At 47.1% G+C, this 18,557-nt stretch carries 5 protein-coding genes; all 5 read right to left on the bottom strand.

The features are described 5' to 3' along the window. Positions 1-15: 15 nt before the first annotated feature. The 5 genes from pfaD to IEY42_RS01335 are packed head-to-tail and all read right to left on the bottom strand — an operon-like array spanning position 16 to position 18,300. Positions 16-1,644 carry an eicosapentaenoate synthase subunit PfaD gene (gene pfaD / locus IEY42_RS01355; protein ID WP_188923593.1) on the bottom strand — a complete coding sequence of 543 codons (1,629 nt, stop codon included), beginning with the start codon at positions 1,642-1,644 and terminating at the stop codon, positions 16-18. A gap of 19 nt (positions 1,645-1,663) precedes the next feature. Continuing rightward, positions 1,664-7,459 carry a hotdog fold thioesterase gene (locus IEY42_RS01350; protein ID WP_188923592.1) on the bottom strand — a complete coding sequence of 1,932 codons (5,796 nt, stop codon included), beginning with the start codon at positions 7,457-7,459 and terminating at the stop codon, positions 1,664-1,666. Continuing rightward, on the bottom strand, positions 7,456-9,549 hold the full coding sequence (locus IEY42_RS01345) for a PfaB family protein (RefSeq protein ID WP_188923591.1): 2,094 nt from the start codon (positions 9,547-9,549) through the stop codon (positions 7,456-7,458). The genes IEY42_RS01350 and IEY42_RS01345 overlap by 4 nt, the downstream gene beginning before the upstream one ends. Further along, positions 9,546-17,444 (bottom strand): type I polyketide synthase, encoded by a 7,899-nt coding sequence (locus tag IEY42_RS01340; protein ID WP_188923590.1) that lies wholly within the window; start codon positions 17,442-17,444, stop codon positions 9,546-9,548. Before IEY42_RS01340 ends, IEY42_RS01345 begins: the two co-directional genes overlap by 4 nt. Further along, positions 17,428-18,300, bottom strand: coding sequence for a transcriptional regulator (locus tag IEY42_RS01335; RefSeq protein ID WP_188923589.1), 873 nt, complete (start codon positions 18,298-18,300; stop codon positions 17,428-17,430). The genes IEY42_RS01340 and IEY42_RS01335 overlap by 17 nt, the downstream gene beginning before the upstream one ends. Between the last annotated feature and the right edge of the window lie 257 nt (positions 18,301-18,557).

The following is an 18,557-nucleotide window of genomic DNA, read 5'->3' as shown; positions in this document are numbered from 1 at the left end:
TTGTTCCTATTCAGGCTATTTCACTTGATCTATTGGGCGCCAGCGCTGTAATGCAACGGGTAGGCTAACACCCTGAGCCGTTAATAGGTTAACGCGTGCCAAGTAAGCTGCGCCGTGCATTAAATGTTTGGCTAAGTCTACTGCATGGCGCTGGGTGTAGTCATCTAAATAACTGCCTTTTACCCAGGCGTTAAATGCGCCAAGTGCAGGGCCTGCCCAGATTTGATAATCCATTTCTCGGCCAGTTTCACCAGTATTTGACCAACGGCTTGATAAGCCAAGATACCAACGGAAAATTAACGCCATTTTACGTTTAGGGTTATCTGTAGCTCGCTCGATTTGTTTTGGGTCGCGTTCATTAAAATGCGCTACTGTGCCAGCCCAAATGTCATCCAGGCTTGAACGAAACACTTGTTTTTCAAGCTTTTCACGCTCATCAACTGGAATGGCTTCTATTGAATCATAACGAGTATAGATTTCGTATAACTTGTTAGCGCGCATCGGGAAAAGGGTGCCGCGCTTAACCACTTGCAACTTAACGCCCATTTCGAACATATCAGCTGCTGGCGCCATGGTGACATCGGCCATTTCTGTGGTGGCTAATAATTTACGGGTATGTTCACTGGCGCCGGCTTCAACACAAGCCTGGTTAATTGAACCGGTAACAATAAACGCTGCGCCCATATTAAAGGTTGCCAGTGCAGCATCGGGCGTACCCACACCACCACCGGCGCCTACACGAATAGGGGTTTTATAATTGTACTTGGCTTGTACTTCATCTTTCAGCGCTAAAATGGTTGGCAACAAGGTCACTAATGGACGGTTGTCGGTGTGACCGCCTGAATCAGCTTCGGCGGTAATATCATCGGCCATCGGTACTAATTGGGCTAACTCCATTTGCTCGGGGCTGATCAAGCCATCATCAAGCAGTTGTTGCAGCATTTTTACCGGTGCCGGTTGCATAAATTTAATCGCCACTTCAGTGCGGCTAATTTTAGCGATAACTTTGTTGTCTATTTGAATATCACCATGTGCATCACGGCTTAACCCTGCTGCGCGGTAATAGACAATTTGCGGCGTTAAGCCTAAAAAGGCTGAGGCTTCAACGGTGCGCACTTTGTGTTTTAAAAATAGCTCTACGCTACCACGCTCAAGTGCTGGTTCACTTGGGCTATGGATTAAGTTAAACGCATAGGGGCCATTTGGTAGGGCGGTTTGAATGCGCTCAATGGCTTGCTCAACCCGAGATGGAACAAGGCCCGCTGCGCCAAATGAGCATAAAATCCCAGCCTGACCTAATGCAATAACCAGTTCTTCAGATGAAATACCGTTGGCCATAGCACCAGCATAATAAGCGTATTTAACCCCGTGCACACGGCGGAAATTACTGTCGCCTAAACTTTGGGTGCCAAGGGCTGGGGCAAAGGCGCTGACAGGCAGTTCATTGGCCGCAGTAATTGATTCTGTCACCACTTGAGCTTGTTGCGCGACGCCTAAACCTTGCTGAGCGTCATTTACCAGATAACAGGCTTGCGATAAGTCTTTAAGCTTTTTGTTCATTCCTGCAGGGTCAAAACTGACGTGCTGCTGGCTAACTTGCCAAGGCCATGGAGAAAGCTTTTCGTTTTTTAATTGGGTTGTCATTATATTTTTCCTTGAAAAGCTAGGCTTCTTCAATACAAATAGCGATGTCTTTTACTTCGTAAATGCGTAAACCATCTTTACTTAAATTGGCATCGCCAACGATGATGCGTTTACCGTTTTCGTCTTTCACTGCACTGATGTGAACATCTAAAGACATTTGTTTATTGAGCGGATTAATTTGGCCGCGGTATTTCCATTTTATATCCGACAAAATCTGGCCGAATTTAGGGTTGGTAAAGCCAGCGCCTAAATCGTTAGTAATCGCGTAAGTTTGCATTAACTCGATGATAGCTTCAACGCCTAATGAACCTGGCATCACCGGATCTTGATGGAAATGGAATTGGAAGAACCAATCACTTGGGTCAATGGTGCGTGATGCAGCTAAATAGCCCTGCTTATACTTGCCGCCGTTATTGACGATTTCTGCCGTGTCGATAAAGTTAAGCTGACCACCGGCTAAGCGGTAATGTGGCTGATGTGCAGGCGCATTAAATACTCGTGACTGTTTATCGAGTAAATTGATAATGGTGTCGGCTACGACATTGTTGTCGATATGCCAAGGTTGAGTTATTTTACCGTTATCAATGCCAAGCTGGTTTTTAAGCGCGTCAGCTTTAAAGTAGCCAAATACTGCGCTGCCTGTGTAAAACGGTTCGTCATCGACACTTAATTCAAACGTGAAGCTTTGAATAATGTTACTGCCAGCAATCACGGTTGATAATAGCTTAGAGTCATTAACGATGGTTTTGCCGCGTAAATCGACATGACGCAATAAGGTGCCGTGACCGTCGAGGTTACGGAAAAACAACTCCTGCCCCGGGAAGCCTAGCGTGGTGCCCATATAGCCTGAAATAAAACCATTAGGCTGTAATGATATTTCCATTAACACCGAATATGGCATTACCGCCTGATGGCTGTTTTTGGCAAAATACCATGCATCTGTTGGCACTTCATATTCAGCAATACACGATGACGGTTTTTTCAATTCGCCACGCTTACCATTAATGTCGATAACGCGGGTGGTTAACTGCAAATCACCGCAAGGTGTACGCGGCGGGATCAGCCCTTTATAGATACTAAAGTCAGGCCCAAAGCATTTTTCGATATCGCCGGTGGCAAACTCAAACATATGGTACGGCGTAAAAGGCACCGTGTCGGGCACGCGGTTAGCGTATTTTGATTCAGCGCTGACAATGGGTGCTTCAACGTGTTTTAGCGGAATAACGCCTTTATTGGTTAGCGCGCTGGTGTCGGCTATTTTCGCCATTAGAGGAGCGACATCTTGCTGGCTTGCAGAATTGTTTAAGCCTGTCGTTGTTTGATTTGTTGTGTTCGCCGTTGACTTGATGCTTGTATTAGCCATTGAGTCGCCAAGGTAGCGGGTGCATTGTGCTTCTTCTTTAATCATCACCCCCAAGTTTTGGAAATCGACCACCACTTTCCCATTGAGTAAAATATCAATGTTAGCTTTAGCGTAAGGACGTGGATGAATGCCAATTTCGGTCACTTCCATGCGATAAGTCAGTTCAGCGGTCTGTGGTAACACCTGGCCACGACAGCGGACTTTTTGCGAGGCATTTTCCAGCGGTTGGAAGCGGCCGTTTTTAACTAGCGTATGCATACCAATATGCAGCATAAAGAATTGCAGTAATTGACCACAACCTTCAGCCATTAATGAGCCCGCCATCACCTGATCGCCTTTAAAATGACACGGGAAATACCAATGATCTGGGGCTAATTGTTTGTGGCCTTCAACTAACCCTAGGCCCCATGTACCGCCACCCACTTGTAAGTTACTCACTCGCTCAATCATTAAGAACTTTTCTGACGCAAAACACAACGACTTTTGCATGCCGGTTTGCAACTGGTGATTAACATGTTCACCGCCAAAACAACTGCCAATATCGCCGGTTAATAAATGGTGGATTTGACCATAATCAAAGGTTGATTGTGCGCAGTGTAGTAACGGTGCAAATGTCGGTTTATTTGGGTTGTTAAGCACTTTCTGGCGCAGTTTAATTTCATCTTCGGTTTGGATAACGCCTTTACCATCAGACAATTCTTTGTCAGTAAAGAAGCCGGCACAGCCGCCATCCATTTTTAAAATCATCTTGTCGCCGACGAAACATTCGTAAGAGAAGAAGAATAAAAGCGTGTCGCCATTGCGGGCAAAATTATTGATTTTAATGTCGTAACGCAGAGTGTCGCCGCCACGGGGTAAATCACCTAGGAAGGTCAGGGTGCAGTCGAGTAAGCGATAAACCCGCTCGCCTTTGTTTTCAAAATCGATACCTAAATAGCTGATCAACATTAAATCGCACTGACCCGATTCTACCGCGACAGCCCAAGGGATTTGACCATCGACAAGATACGGCGCATCAACAGGGATGTCGTATTCTGTGGTCATTGAACAAGGTTTGTATTGATTCATCGTCGCATCAAGTTTGGTCACACGCGACACCAATAAATAATCTGTGGTTGGCAAGCGCACGCGGCGAGAGTAACTGTCGATGATGGCATAATCTGGGCCAAATACCTTGGCGATATCACCTTCGGCATATTCCACTAAATCAGCATAATTCCAAATGCACGGTTTATCTGCCGGAGTGGGGGCTCTGTAGGCCGGAACCTGTGCATGGTTGGGTGCCAGTACCGATTGAGCTTCAACGTAATGCTGAGTTGGCGCATTGGCGGTTAACGCAGGTGCTATTGTTTGCGCTGTTGCGGTAGATGTCATTGAGGCCAGTTGTGATTTTAACAAGTTGTCGGCGACTTTTAACCCTGCCTCACGACTGGCTAAAAATGCAAAATGAGCTTGTTGTGCTAGCCATTGATTTTGCTGAAAAGCCGTTAAATGTGCTGGTGGCGTTGGCTGGCTTATTCCTTGAGTCGAATGAGTCTGATGTGTTGTTTGCGGCTGCGTACCTGGATTGAGTGCTGAATGGCTTGCGGGCATAGTGGGCTCGTTTATATTCATTTTTGTTGGGGCTTGTTCCACTGAAATGGGTTTAATCGACGCGCATTGGCTAACAATGTTATCGATAGCAGCAACTGGGCTGTCGACAATGTGTTGATAGATATCGCGGCCACCTAAACTGACTTGTTTAATCAAGCTTAGCTTGGCGCTTTTGGTCAGCTGCTCTGTGAGCGGCTGACTTAAGCGATTGGCAAGCGCCTGTTGCTGTAATGTATTAAGCGATAAACCAATGCGAGAGTATTGATTTTCACTGGCGCTAATCACCTGTGCATTAACGTCCGCTTGTTGTAACTGCTGACTTTGGATGAGTGCATTAAGCAAGCTTGCCATGCCAGAGGCAGCAAAGGTATGGCCTAACACATGCTGAGCGCTTGTAATGCTATTTGGCTTAGCTATTTGAGTTAACTGACTCGTTAGCTGCAGCCCAAAATCAGACTGTTGGCAAAGCGGGGCAATATTGAGTTCGTTAATATCGCAAGTTTGCTCGAGTTTGAGCTGATCTTGCTTGGCAAACTGCACGGCATCAATACTGGCAAAGCTGTCGGTTGGATGATCTTGCTGTAATACAATCGCGCCAGCACCTTCACCTAAGTGAATGTTGCTAGCCGATAAGCCCGCAGTTTGCATTCCTGCTACTTGCAGGCGTGCATTGTTGAGTAAACAGTTTTCAATACTGCCGGACAAATCAACCGCAGCAATAATCACCGCATCGAGCGGTTCTTGTAACGAGCCCATGGCAAATAAGTTTTGTGCCACATCAATACAGCGATTAACCGATTGTTCAGCGGCCGAAATGGTAAAGGCGGGGCCGTTGAAGTCCCATAGCGATGAAATCCGCGACGCCATAATATTGCCAATAAAACTGGTGTACTGGTTTAATTTGGCGGCATCGAGCACGCTGTCCATAGCGATAGCTTCAAGGGCCTGGTATTCATCGCCGCTGAGTTTAACACCTTGAGCGGCTAAGCTTTGCGCGAGTTGGCTGTGTAAGTTCACTCGACCACGGAATTGATGTAATTCTAGCTCGGTTTCCATGGCTACTAACACCGCCACTTTGCTGCCGGGTTTAAGGTTGGCATTTACAATGGCTTCGTCGGCGACTTTGATCAATAACAACTGCTGCGATATTAATCGGTCGTCTTCATTCGGCGGCACTTTAAAGCGTAAAAAGTCAAAGTCGAATTGATTTATGTAAGCGCCATGAGGCACCTGCTCAATACCATATTTGGCCAACAGTTCTGGATGCTTGTTGATGCCTTTCCAGCGCTGAGTCGGTAATGGGGTAAACAAATGTTGCTTGGCGCGAATACGCTCAGCAAGCTGATTAATGCTACTGCACTGGCCAAAGTGAGCGGCCATACCGGTAATGTGCATCGGCTGCTCGCTGGCGTTAACCATTTGAGTCGGGGCTGGTGATGTTACCGCTGTTTCAGAGTAAGACTCTAACAACAGGTGAGCATTACAGCCCCCAAAACCAAATACTGACACGCCAGCATGACGGGCATTATTACCGGCTTTATCTGGCCAAGGTAGCACTTCACTTGGCAAGGCCGCCTGACCAAATAAGCCATTAGGAGAGGCGATAGGTGCGCTGATATTAATACTCGGTGGTAACACACCTTCACGCATAGCAAAAATCATTTTCATGATCCCTGGCATACCCGCTGCGGTGAGTAAGTGGCCCAAATTAGATTTAGCCGAGCCAATCAATGGTGTGGCACTGCCATTGAGTTTATCTTCAAAAAAGCGCTCCATTGAAGTTAACTCAACTTTGTCGCCTAATGGCGTCCCCGTGGCATGGCATTCAATCACTTCAATGCTGGCAGGGGTAATGCTTGAGTCTAACAAGGCGGCTTCACGATATGCTCGTTCGAATGCTTGCACTTGGCCTTTACTGTTTGGGCTAAGCACAAACTGGCCTTTACCGTCGTTTGATAAACCAATGCCGCTGACGAGGGCATAAATATGGTCGCCATCACGCTGGGCATCTTCAAGGCGTTTTAGCACTAACACCCCAGAACCTTCACCGGCAAACAAGCCTTTGCTGTTGCTGTCAAACGGCGCTGAAATGCCGTGGTCTGGATAGGCGTGAAAAATCGAAAAACCCATGTCGATAAAAAAGGGATCTGCGCCCGATACCGCGCCAGCCAGCATCATGTCGGCTTTACCAGTATGCAAATAATCACAGGCAAGCTTTAATGCATAAACAGAGCTAGCACAGGCCGCATCTAGGCTTAATTGCGCGCCGCCCAGCCCTAAGGCATCAGCCACCAGCTTTGAGGCATTGTGAGCCACTGCGCCATTGCGCCAATTGTATTGTTGGTTTTGTGCGGTTAAACCAAAATCTTGCAACACAAAATTAGGCTGCTGTAGTTTGGTTTGTAAGGCTTTTTCGACCACGCTGTGATACAGCGGCACAAACAACTGGTTTGATTTAGCCGTTGGGAACGACAAGGCGCCCATCACAATACCGGTACGCTGTAAGCTAGGATGATTAAGATCGGTAATCCCTGCATCGACTAAGGCGTTACGTGCTGTGTCGGTGGCCCATAAAAAGCTGTCGTCTAGGCCGTCAAACGCGTTGCTATCGATATGATAACCATCAGAATTAAAACTGAAATTCTGAATGTATCCGCCTTTGTCGCAATAAAAACGGTCTGACTGACCCTGCACACCAATATAGTCGTCTGGTGATGCATTGAGTTTTTGTGCGCTTATTTGGCTGCGTGAATCTTTTTTGTTGATGAGGTTTTGCCAAAATTTTGCCGGAGTATCGGCATCGGGATATTGATTGGCTAAGCCTACAATGGCTATCTTGGGAGCAGCTTGAGAACTCAATGAGGTTCTCCTTCTAATAAAGTGTCACCATGTTCAACAGCAAAGCTGTTGGCGGCAATGAATAAGGTTTGTTGTTCGATGGCTTCGTTTAAGTTTTGCGTAAACGGGGTTAATGACATGGGTACTCTGTGAGTCATTAACTGGGCTAAACATTTCAATAAACTGTTGATGTCGTCAGCACCTTTAGCATTAACGGCCAATGCTTGCGCCTGCACATCGGTTGTTTGTTGGCCAATAATTTTATCGATTAAGGTGGCGGTTTGTCTGTCGGCGCCGACTTCGACAAATAAACGACAGCCTTGGCTAATTGAGTCGCTGATAAGCTGGCTAAAGTTCAGTGGATGACAAAAGGTGTCGGCAATCGACTGAGCAATAGCATGCGATGTTAATTCAATTGGCTGTTTTTGTGCTGCCGATAAAAACTGAGTCGATGTCGGCAGCGTTGCGGCTAATGGTTGCAGATAAAACTGTTTTACATCGTCAATAATATTGAGTGCTGCGGGAGTATGCATTGCCGTGACTCTATTGGCCGCTATGCCACGTTTACCAGCTTGTTTAAGTAATGCTTTACAGCTTTGCTCGCAGCCAGCGAGCACTAAGCTGTCGCCCTGAATAATGGCAATGTACGCGCGAGGGTAATCGGCTAAATGCGGGCTGATTTCGGCAACCGTGGCGCGGGTCACAAAGCTGTTCCACACTATCGGTTCATCATTTGCTAATTGCCAGGCTTGTCTTACACAGCGAAGCTCACCTGAAATGTCTTGATTGAAAATACTGCTATTTTGGGTTGAATCGATTAACTGGTGCGGGGCTTGCCATACACCTAAACTGGCCCACATGGCGGCTTCGCCCATAGAGTAACCCAAAGCGAAGGCCGGTGTTATCTCAAATTCATCCTGCAATATTTTGCTAAGCATGTAACTTGCGCCAACACCGGCAATGGCAAGCTCACTGAGGCTCATGTGGTTGTTGTTTTTCTCTGCAGTGGCATAAATCGCTTGAGTTTGCAGCATGGCGGGCAAGTCGCCTTGAGCCTCTAACTTAGCAAATACCTGAGGAAAAACATGACCGAGCTGGCTAAACATTTGTGGGTAAACCGTGCCGACACCTGGGTAGACAAAACTCAGCCCGTTGGCGCCTAATGGCGAAGTAGTCAAGCAACTGCCTGCAGGCGTTTTGTAGTGTAACCTTGTGTTGTTAAGCGTTGTGCTGTGTTGAGTTTGCTGCGCCTCGAGTGCTGCGAGCATAGCAGATGCTTCTTGCTGTAAACCGCTTTGACTTGTCGCCATTAACACCAAGGCATAAGGCGTTTGCAATTGGTATTGTTGCCACTGTTGGCGGATAAATTTAAGCAGGCTTAGCTCATCGCATGGCTCGCTGAGTGCGTTGCTAACGGTCGTTAACTGTGTGTGTAAATTGGCAATATTTTGTGCTGATAATGGCAGCATTAATCGGTTCGTTGCTAATAATGGTTTAGCGCTAAGCAATTGACTACCCTGGGTGAGCACGAGTGCGAGCACTCCGATGTTACTTGGGTAACACAAGCTTGCCACGCGGCTTTGGTGTGCTGGCGTAAACCAAAAATCTTGACTGTTGGGTACACGTCGATAGGCAATGTCTTTTATAAGCGCGACCAATGCATTGAGTGCATTATTAGCCTGAGTTAACTCTACCGCTTGAGGTTGGGTATATTGTCTTTTGGCATGAGCCAGTGCCTGAGCCATTGCTTGATCGGCCTTATCACCACAACCTATTCCGTTTAAATAGGCATGAGCATGTAAGCCATTTTTAGCCGCAGTGATTGCCGGCATAATCCACAGTTTATCGTTAAGATTCACAATATCGCAGCTATGATTGCCAAGCAGGCCTGCCGCGTCTAACAGCAGGGCTTCTAGCAACTGATCGTCTAACAACTGAGCATCTAACGGCTGATGCTTTATGGATAAATTGCTCACACTGTTGGCATCAGGCGCTGCCAACAACAAGGCCAGGCGCATTGGCTTGGCTTGTTGTTGTTTGAGATCAGCGGTTAACTTTGTGGTTAACGCTGCTTGTTGGTCTGCGGACATCGCGTTTACTGAAAAGGTCACACGTTATCCTTGCTGTGCTGATTTTCATGTTGATTGATAAAGGCCTGATTCAGCGTTTTGCTTATGGTGATTTTGGCATCATGCATTTGACAGCTTAAACGTCCATCTTGATGATACAAACTCACATTAGCGATTAACATTCTGCCGCTGTGTTTTACCACCTCAAGCAGAATGTAACCCTCATCGCCACTGGCAAAAGGTGCTACCGTGATAAATTGCCCCATTGATGATGGCAAACTGGCAGCATCGTATTTGAGTCTTGCCCAAACCAACATGGCCTGTAACAGCAAATCTTCGGCAAATATTTGGCTACCACCGGATACTGCCGATGGCGCAAAGCCCGAGCAGTCGGCAGGATCTATTTGCGGTAACTTAACCTGACATAGCAGCTCGGCATCATCAAAACTCAACACTTGCTTAATACCCTGCAAGCGCGGCCCATGGAACAAGGTGCCGTTTTGATACAAGGTATTGCCAGCATGTATTGCGGGCATCTGTGCTAGCTTTTGTAGCATGGTTGCCGATAATGACGACTGAGCAACCGCGGAGGGCGTTAGCGCGCCATTGACGCCTAATGTTGCCTGATATTGCGGCTTCATTGTGCTGTCAGGCTCGTCTAATACACAGCTCGAAATCAATGCACTTAAGCCTGTGTCAGTTTGGGTGAGTTGCAGCTTTAGTAAATGAGCTTTGTCGGTGTCAAAAATAACCCCTTTAAGCAATTTATAGTCAGCAATACTTACAGGCACATGGCACAAGGTTTGTGCAGTTTCGCGCATCCACTGGATAGCACACACCGTCGGCAACACTGGGTTGCCGGCAATGCGGTGATCGTTTACAAATGCAAGCTCATTAGGTTGCAGCACCCGTGTCACTGTAATGGTTTGGGTATCTGCAGCCCAATATGGCGCAGAAAACGTCAGCGAACCCTCTGCGTGTGGCAAAGTGTTCGCATTAGGCTTTTTTGCAGTTGCATCCTGTGTGCCTGAGCCTTGCATGTCTGAACCAATCAACATCTGCACGCCTTGCGAGCTTAATAAACTATGAGCAAATAAGTTGGCCCCAGCTTGAAGCGGGATCACGTATACACCACGTTCAACAAACATTTTTTTCAGCGCAGAACTTACCATGCCGCCGTCCCATGGACCCCAGTTAAAGCTCATGACTTTGGCTTGTGGCAATTGTGCGGCCAATTTTAATGCGGTTTTATTGAGAATCTCATTCGACATCGCATAGTCACTTTGACCTGTGTTGCCATAAAAACCTGCCGCCGACGAGAACATGGCGACTAATTTGATCTGTTGTGGTTCAAGCGCATTAATGATGCTTGCCACGCCTGTTACCTTGGTGCTGTATACGCGGTTCAGTTCATCTAGTGTTTTGTCTTGAATGTGCTTATCCGCTAATACGCCTGCACCATGAATAACGCCATTGATGACTAATTTTTTACCGTTAGCATCAGTTAACTCTGCCAGTGCGTCGATAACGCCTTTAGCATTGCTGACATCCATAGCAACATATTGGGCGCTGGCGCCAACCTTGGTAAAGGCGGCGAGGGCACGGTCAATCTCTAAGCTACTTTGTACTGGCCATACTAATGCATCAATTTGCTTTGGTGTGGGTTTTTTGCCTTGGGATTGAATGTAACTAATGGCGGCAGCTTTCAACTCTGAGGCTTGTTTACCTTGAGCCCAGGCTGGCATGTCATTACCAAGGTGCTGACTGCGACCAGCTAATACAAAGTGCGATTGGCACTGCTTGGCCAGTGTTAGCGCACATTCAAAAGTGACACCTTTAGCGCCGCCAGTCACTAATACATTGTCTTGCTGTGTCAGTTGGGCTGCAGGATAGCTTGCACTGGTGTTAGGTTGACTCGCCGCAGTTAACGTTACGCGACCTTGTTGACTAATGCCGACTTCTGTAATGCGTTTAGCATTTGGTGCGTCGCCATTAACATCAAACAATTCAGCAATAATGGCATTGGCAAACGATTTGGCATCAATATCATTGGCGATATCAAGCGCGCGGCAGAACACATTTGGCCATTCATGGCTTAAGGTTTTGGTGAGCCCAGACAGTGCTGCCTGGTTAAGCTCTGCATTACTGAGTGCTGCGCTATCAAGATAACCAAAGCCACCATCGATACGGCTCACGGTAAAGTAACTTAAGCGTGATTGCAGTGGCTTAGCAAATTCAGCATGCAGATGTTTCGCCCATAAAAAGGCGTTATCAACAGCGGCTTTTGCTGCCTCATTGCAACTGACTAAGTCTTTGCTGTCAGCGTTAAACTGCGGCTGTAAGTGCACAAAGCCCGCAATAGAGTGTTTAGCACTTATCTCAGTGATCACCTTGGCAATGGCTGCATCATCAATGCTGGTTAAGGTGTAGCTGTTGATGTCGCTGCTTAATGGCGAGTGAGCAGCGTTGATGCTTTCTGGGTTACGAATAACGGCGACGGTTAATCCTTTGGCATTAAGTTTTTCAGCAAGCACACCGGCATTATGTCCGTCATCAGTGATGACAATGCAGCTGTCTGTTGAATAACATGCTTCGAGTTTATCCGCCGCTGGCAACTTTTTTAGCGCTACCCCGCTGTGTGGCGGTAAGTCTGTGCTATCAAGTGTTGTCTTAGCTGTTGCGCTGCTTTGTTCTGCCGTGGCTGTCGCAGTTGAATTTTGCGCGCTTAGGGTTGTTTGCATGTAGCTGACGATTTCGCCCAATGTACGACATTCGGCTAAATCTTCTGGATTCAGATCAGGTAAGTCGGCTAGTTCATCTTGTACGGTGCCTAAAATCTCGACGCGCTTGATTGAGTCGATACCCAAGTCGGCTTCCATGTCCATGGTCAACTCGAGCATTTCTGCTGGGTAACCGGTTTTATCTGCCACCACTGACATCATGGTAGTCAATACGACTTCAGCGCTTAAACCAGAGGTTGGCGCAGATGCTTGAGCTGGTGATGTTTGAGCTGCTGACGTTTGGACAGTTGATTCCTTTACTGGTGCTAGATTAGATTGCATATAGTCAACAATCTCGCCTAAGGTGCGGCATTCAGCTAAATCTTCAGGATTGAGTTCTGGTAAGCCCGGTAGCTCATCTTGCACTGTGCCTAAAATCTCTACGCGCTTGATTGAGTCAATCCCTAAATCGGCTTCCATGTCCATGGTCAGTTCAAGCATCTCTGCTGGATAACCGGTTTTATCGGCTACCACTGACATCATAGTGCTAAGAACTGTGTCTGCACTTAAGCCTGATGCTTGAACGGGGGACGTTTGCACCGTTTGCGCTTGAACTAGTGCAGCCACTGGAGCTAGCTTAGATTGCATGTAGTCAACAATCTCGCCTAGAGTGCGACACTCAGCTAAATCTTCTGGATTGAGTTCTGGCAAGTCTGGTAACTCATCTTGGACTGTACCTAAAATCTCTACGCGCTTGATTGAGTCGATCCCTAGATCGGCTTCCATATCCATGCCGAGTTCAAGCATTTCCGTTGGGTAACCGGTTTTATCGGCGACCACAGACATCATGGTGGTTAACACTGTTTCCGCGCTTAAGCCTGATGCCGGTGCTGATGCTTGAGCAGGAGATGTTGGCACCGTTTGCGCTTGAACTTGTGCAGCCACTGGAGCTGCTGACAGCTTAGATTGCATATAATCAACAATCTCGCCCAAAGTACGACACTCTGCTAAGTCTTCAGGGTTGAGTTCAGGCAAGCCTGGTAGCTCATCTTGTACTGTACCTAAAATCTCGACGCGCTTGATTGAGTCGATCCCTAGATCGGCTTCCATGTCCATGCCAAGCTCAAGCATTTCTGTTGGGTAACCGGTTTTATCAGCAACCACACTTAACATAGTGCTAAGTACAGTATCTGCACTTAAGCCTGACGTTGGTGTTGCTGATACTTGTGTAGCAGGTGTGCTAGCCGCTGGTGTTGATACAGACGCTGGCGAGGTTGATAATTTTGATTGCATGTAATTAACAATCTCACCTAAGGTGCGACATTCAGCTAAATCTTCTGGGCTGAGCTCTGGCAAGCCTGGTAACTCATCTTGCACTGTACCTAAGATCTCCACACGTTTGATGGAGTCGATGCCCAAATCGGCTTCCATATCCATGCCAAGTTCTAGCATTTCAGTAGGGTAACCGGTTTTGTCGGCAACTACTGCCATCATGGTCTGTTGGACTGTGTCAGCAGATAAGCCTGTTGATGCACTTACTACTGGTGATGTTGTAGTCATAGATGCTGTTGGTTGAGCCATTTGAGCGATAGGCTCTGATACTACTGGCACTGGTACTTCTGTTACTGGTGTTGTGGCCGCGGCTGCAATAGGTGTAGCCGCAGCTGCTTGAGTCATCACTGGTTTTTGGGGAGCAGCAACAGGCGTTGCAGCCTCTTGAGGCGCTGTGGCGGTATTGGCAAACCTGCTCACTGGAGCACTTGGTGCTTGACCTTGTAGCATGGCCAATGCAGCCTGGCTAGTTTGTGCTTGTAGGGTTAAAAATTGTGTGTGACTTTGCAGTGTTTGCGCTTGATGCTGGTGGAATAATTCCATCGAACGTTGCAAGCTTTCTGGGATAGCAACCCCTGATGAAGCCATTTGTGCTTGGGCTGTCATCAGTTGATTAAAAGTATCGCCATACTGTTGCGGTATAGCTAAAAACTGCTGATGTAATGTTGCCGTTTGTTGCTGGGCGGCAAAAAATGCACTTAAGCTGTCGTTGCTTACCGCTGTGTTCGTTTGCGCGATAGTCGCTTGAGCTGTTGTTTGGCTAGCGTGCGCTGGCTGCGGCGTTGCTTGTGTAAGAGGCGCTTGTGCAATAGGTGCGTCAGCTGATGCAGTTGGTGCACCAGCTACTTCAACGTATTCGGTTTTGATCACTTGTTTTTCCACTATTTTTTCCACAATCTTCTCGACAGGCACTTCCACTGTCTTGCTGGTGACTTCGCCGCTTTGCAATGATTTTTGCATTTTGGCTTGAGTGCTTGGGCTAATGTAGTTTTGCGCCGTCAGTTTGACGTTCATCGGCGAGGTTTTAGCAAGCTCTGCTATTGGCGCTTGATAAGGGTCTACCTCAGTTAATGCCACACCTAATACCGCTAATTGCGTAGCCGCTTGACGCAGCTGTGTATCGCTGCTGCCTTTAGGATTAGGATTTAGGCTGACAACACTGACCGCTTCAGCCTTGTTGCCTAATGTCGCTTCAACCAGTTTTTGCAAAATATTTTTAGGTCCAAACTCAACAAATACTCGAGCCCCCGCATCGTACATGGCAACGAGTTGCTCGCTAAAACGCACCGATTGCAGCATATGTTCGCTAAAGGCGGCTTGAATTGCTTTGCCATCGCTTGGGTGAAGTTGGCCAGTACTGTTGGCATATAACGCCACTTTAGGCTTAGCAAACTTAACCTTGCTAATAGCTTTCGCAAATGGCTTTTGCGCGTGGCCAACTAATGGCGTGTGGAACGCCCCTGATACTGGCAAGGCAATGGCTTTAAAGCCTAACTCTGCAGTAATGGCTTTTGCTGCATCAGCGCAAGCGTCTGTTGGACCTGCAATCACTAATTGGGTGGGCGCGTTGTAGTTAGCAACTTTTACTCCATCAAAGGCACTGATGCAGTTTTCTAACTGGCTCACACCTTGCTCGGCACCTTGTGGCGGCACAATGATGGCGTACATGGCGCCTGGGTCTTGATCGGCTGGCGTCGCCGCCATAGCTTGGCCACGAGCAAAGGCTAATTGATAATAATCATCCTGGCTGATAACCCCTGCTGCACATAAGGCCGAGAGTTCACCAAAACTGTGGCCTGCGACCATGTCTGGGCTAAAACCGGCTTGAATAAGCAGTGCGTATTGGCCCATGCTGACCGCACCAATGGCGCTTTGAGCATAAGCTGTGTTGGTTAGTGCGGCTTGTTGCGCGGCAATATCTTGCGCTTCAAAAGCCGGAATAGGGTACATAATTTGCGATAATGGCGTTTGCTTATGCTTGGCAAATACTTTGTCTGCTTGCATTAATTGCTGACGCATTTCAGGATAGAAACACGCAAGCTCGGTGGCCATGTTGACATATTGTGCCCCTTGGCCCGCAAACAATGCTGCCACCTTAGGTGCTGCACTTTTATTGACTAAGCTTGCATTGCGATAACTTGCGCCAGAGGGTAATTGCCAGTTATCGGCATCATTGTTGGTTAACTGCGCTAGGGCTTGAGTAAGCTGCACTGTTAAGTCAGCAATTGACGCAACAACCAAGCCAAAACGTGCTGCTGTTGGCGCAATGTCAGTAATGGCAAAACGCTGGGCTAGCTCAGTTAATGCCAGTTCTTGACTGTTGGCTTTGCTTGTATCGATTGCGGCTATTTCAGCTTGTAGCTCAGCCAATTGACTTTGCAGTGCCGCCTTGCTATCAGCACTGATTAACAAGCTTTGCGGCACCGCACGTTGACGATATTTGTCATTACGGGCGTGATCTTGGCGGTACTCTTCCAACACAATGTGGAAGTTAGTGCCACCAAAACCAAACGAGCTAATACCGGCACGGCGCGGCGTGTCGTCTGCACGAGGTAACCATGGACGCGTTTCGGTATTGAGATAAAACGGTGAATCACTGATGCCTAGTTTTGGATGTGGCTTACTGACGTTAATGGTTGGCGGCAATACTTTATGATGCAGAGCCAACGCCGCTTTAATTACACCTGCTGTTCCTGCGGTTGATTTGGTGTGGCCCACTTGAGATTTAACCGAACCAAGCGCGATATGTTGTTGGGTGTCGTTATCTTCAGCAAATACTGATTTTAAACCGTTAAACTCGGCAATATCACCTGCTGCAGTGCCTGTACCGTGGGCTTCAATGAGCCCTACTGTATGCGGCGCAAAACCGGCGTCGTCGTAAGCACGCTTTAACGCTTTAGCCTGACCTTCAGGGCGCGGCGCATAAATACTCTTAAACTTACCGTCAGATGAGGCACCAATACCTTTAATTACCGCATAGATTTTATCGCCATCACGCTCAGCATCTTCAAGGCGTTTAATCGCCACCATGCCAATGCCTTCACCAATCATCATGCCTTTTGAGTCAGTATCAAATGGTTGAATGGTGTCATTGGTGGTAAATGCAGGGGTTTTTGAGAAGCTCATGTACATCGACGGTGAGTTGTCGGTACATACGCCGCCGGTGATCATCATGTCACTGCGACCTTCAACCAGTTCGGTAATCGCCATGCGCATCGCCGCTAACGAGCCTGCACAAGCCGCATCGACGACACAGTTCATGCCACCTAAGTCAAAACGGTTCGCAATACGGCCGGCAATGACGTTACCGAGTGACCCTGGGAACGAGTTTTCTTCCCAGTGGATATATTGATCTTGAAACTTCTTAATCAACATCTGACTGTCTTGGTCACTAATGCCACTGTTTTTGAATACTTTTTTGAGTACAGGGTATTGTAAGCGGCTGCTTAAACTGTGATTTATTTTTTGTCCGCCGCCCACGCCAAGGGTAATACCAATGCGGTCGGTATCGTATTGCGCATCGATACCGGCATCGGCTAATACTTCTTTGGCTACCACTAACGACAACAGCTGCGAGGTGTCGGTTAACTCTAAAATGTTAGGTGGCAGACCAAATTCCATTGGGTTGAAATCGACCTCAGGTAAAAAACCACCACGTTTACAGTAGCTTTTATCGGGTGCTGATTTATCGGCATCATAGTAATCGTCGGCATTCCAATGACTGTCTGGAATATCAACAATGGCGTCGATTTTTTCGCTGATTAAATCCCAAAATTTATTCAGGTAACGCGAATTGGCAAAAATGCTCGCCATGCCTACGATTGCTATCGGCATGTCTTTTAAGCGTTTATTTAAACGCTTATCGATATTACTGGATTGGCTCATTTGAGTCTCCGCTTGATAACTGAGAGTCAGTTATCTGCTGTTGGGGTGCAGCGGCTTTAGATGCCTTTGGCGTTGCCGCTGATTGACTTGATCCAGGAAAACGAGCAAGAAAAGTGTGATAGTTACGTACTAATAATTTACGTAAATGAAACGGTCCGTGCTTGAGCACATAAGCCATATAACGATTACTCGCCTGAGTATGGCTGTCTTGATAAATGTCTAGATAAACCCAGTCGGTGTCAGCATCGACGCCCAACAACACCGAAGAAGCTTGCTTTGGACTGTATTGTTTGGGGATGCTTAATGATTCAACTTGTACCACATGATCGACACTGGGGAAGGATAAGGTATCAGCCAGTGTTTGTGGGTTAACAGCATAAGTAACCACGTCAGTGCCTTGGGTAATGGGCAATTGATTAAAATAACGCTCAGGCACAAATGAACTGTCAACGTCATCGAGTTTTGATACGCCGTGACGTTTTAAGCAACGCGCTAAACCAGAACGGGATACATTAGGATTAATAAACTTTTGGGTAATCGACAACAGTTTGTCTAACGGCATTTTGAGTTGATACCGCAAACCGACCACCACATATTCCTGCATGGGTGACAGCGTGGTGTTGAGTTTATGTGGGGTATTAGGGGTATTATTGACTGAGTCGCGCTTACGCCATTTTCGGATGGTAGCTTCACTAATATTAAGTATTTTAGCTAATTGGCTGACGCTGTATTCGGATTGCTGAATAAACTGCCGCATTTCGGGTGTGGTTGTCGCGTTACGGTGATTAACCGTTTTGGGACGTGACCGACCTTCAGCAGGCTTAGGGTCAGGATGTGAATTAATCTTTTTTGCCATCTAGACAGGGATTCCAAATAATCTATTGGGATGTTCGCTCGCTAGACTCACTCAAGTTAGCTCAAATATCCATTTATGCGTATTAACAACAAGCAGATTACCTGAGGTTTCACTTCGATACAATCACCCGACACTAAAAAGCGAAAATCGAGTAAATAAATTGTTTGATTTCGCGATAATAGACCGCTCTCAAGCAGCCATTAGCATACCTACATGAATGAGTGCCTAAAGCGATGTTGATGGTGATTTTTATGTAT

This window comes from Shewanella algicola (genome assembly GCF_014648035.1).
In the GTDB taxonomy this organism is placed as follows: domain Bacteria; phylum Pseudomonadota; class Gammaproteobacteria; order Enterobacterales; family Shewanellaceae; genus Shewanella; species Shewanella algicola.
Note: the sequence above shows the minus strand (reverse complement) of the source record. Positions and strands in the feature narration are given on the sequence as shown.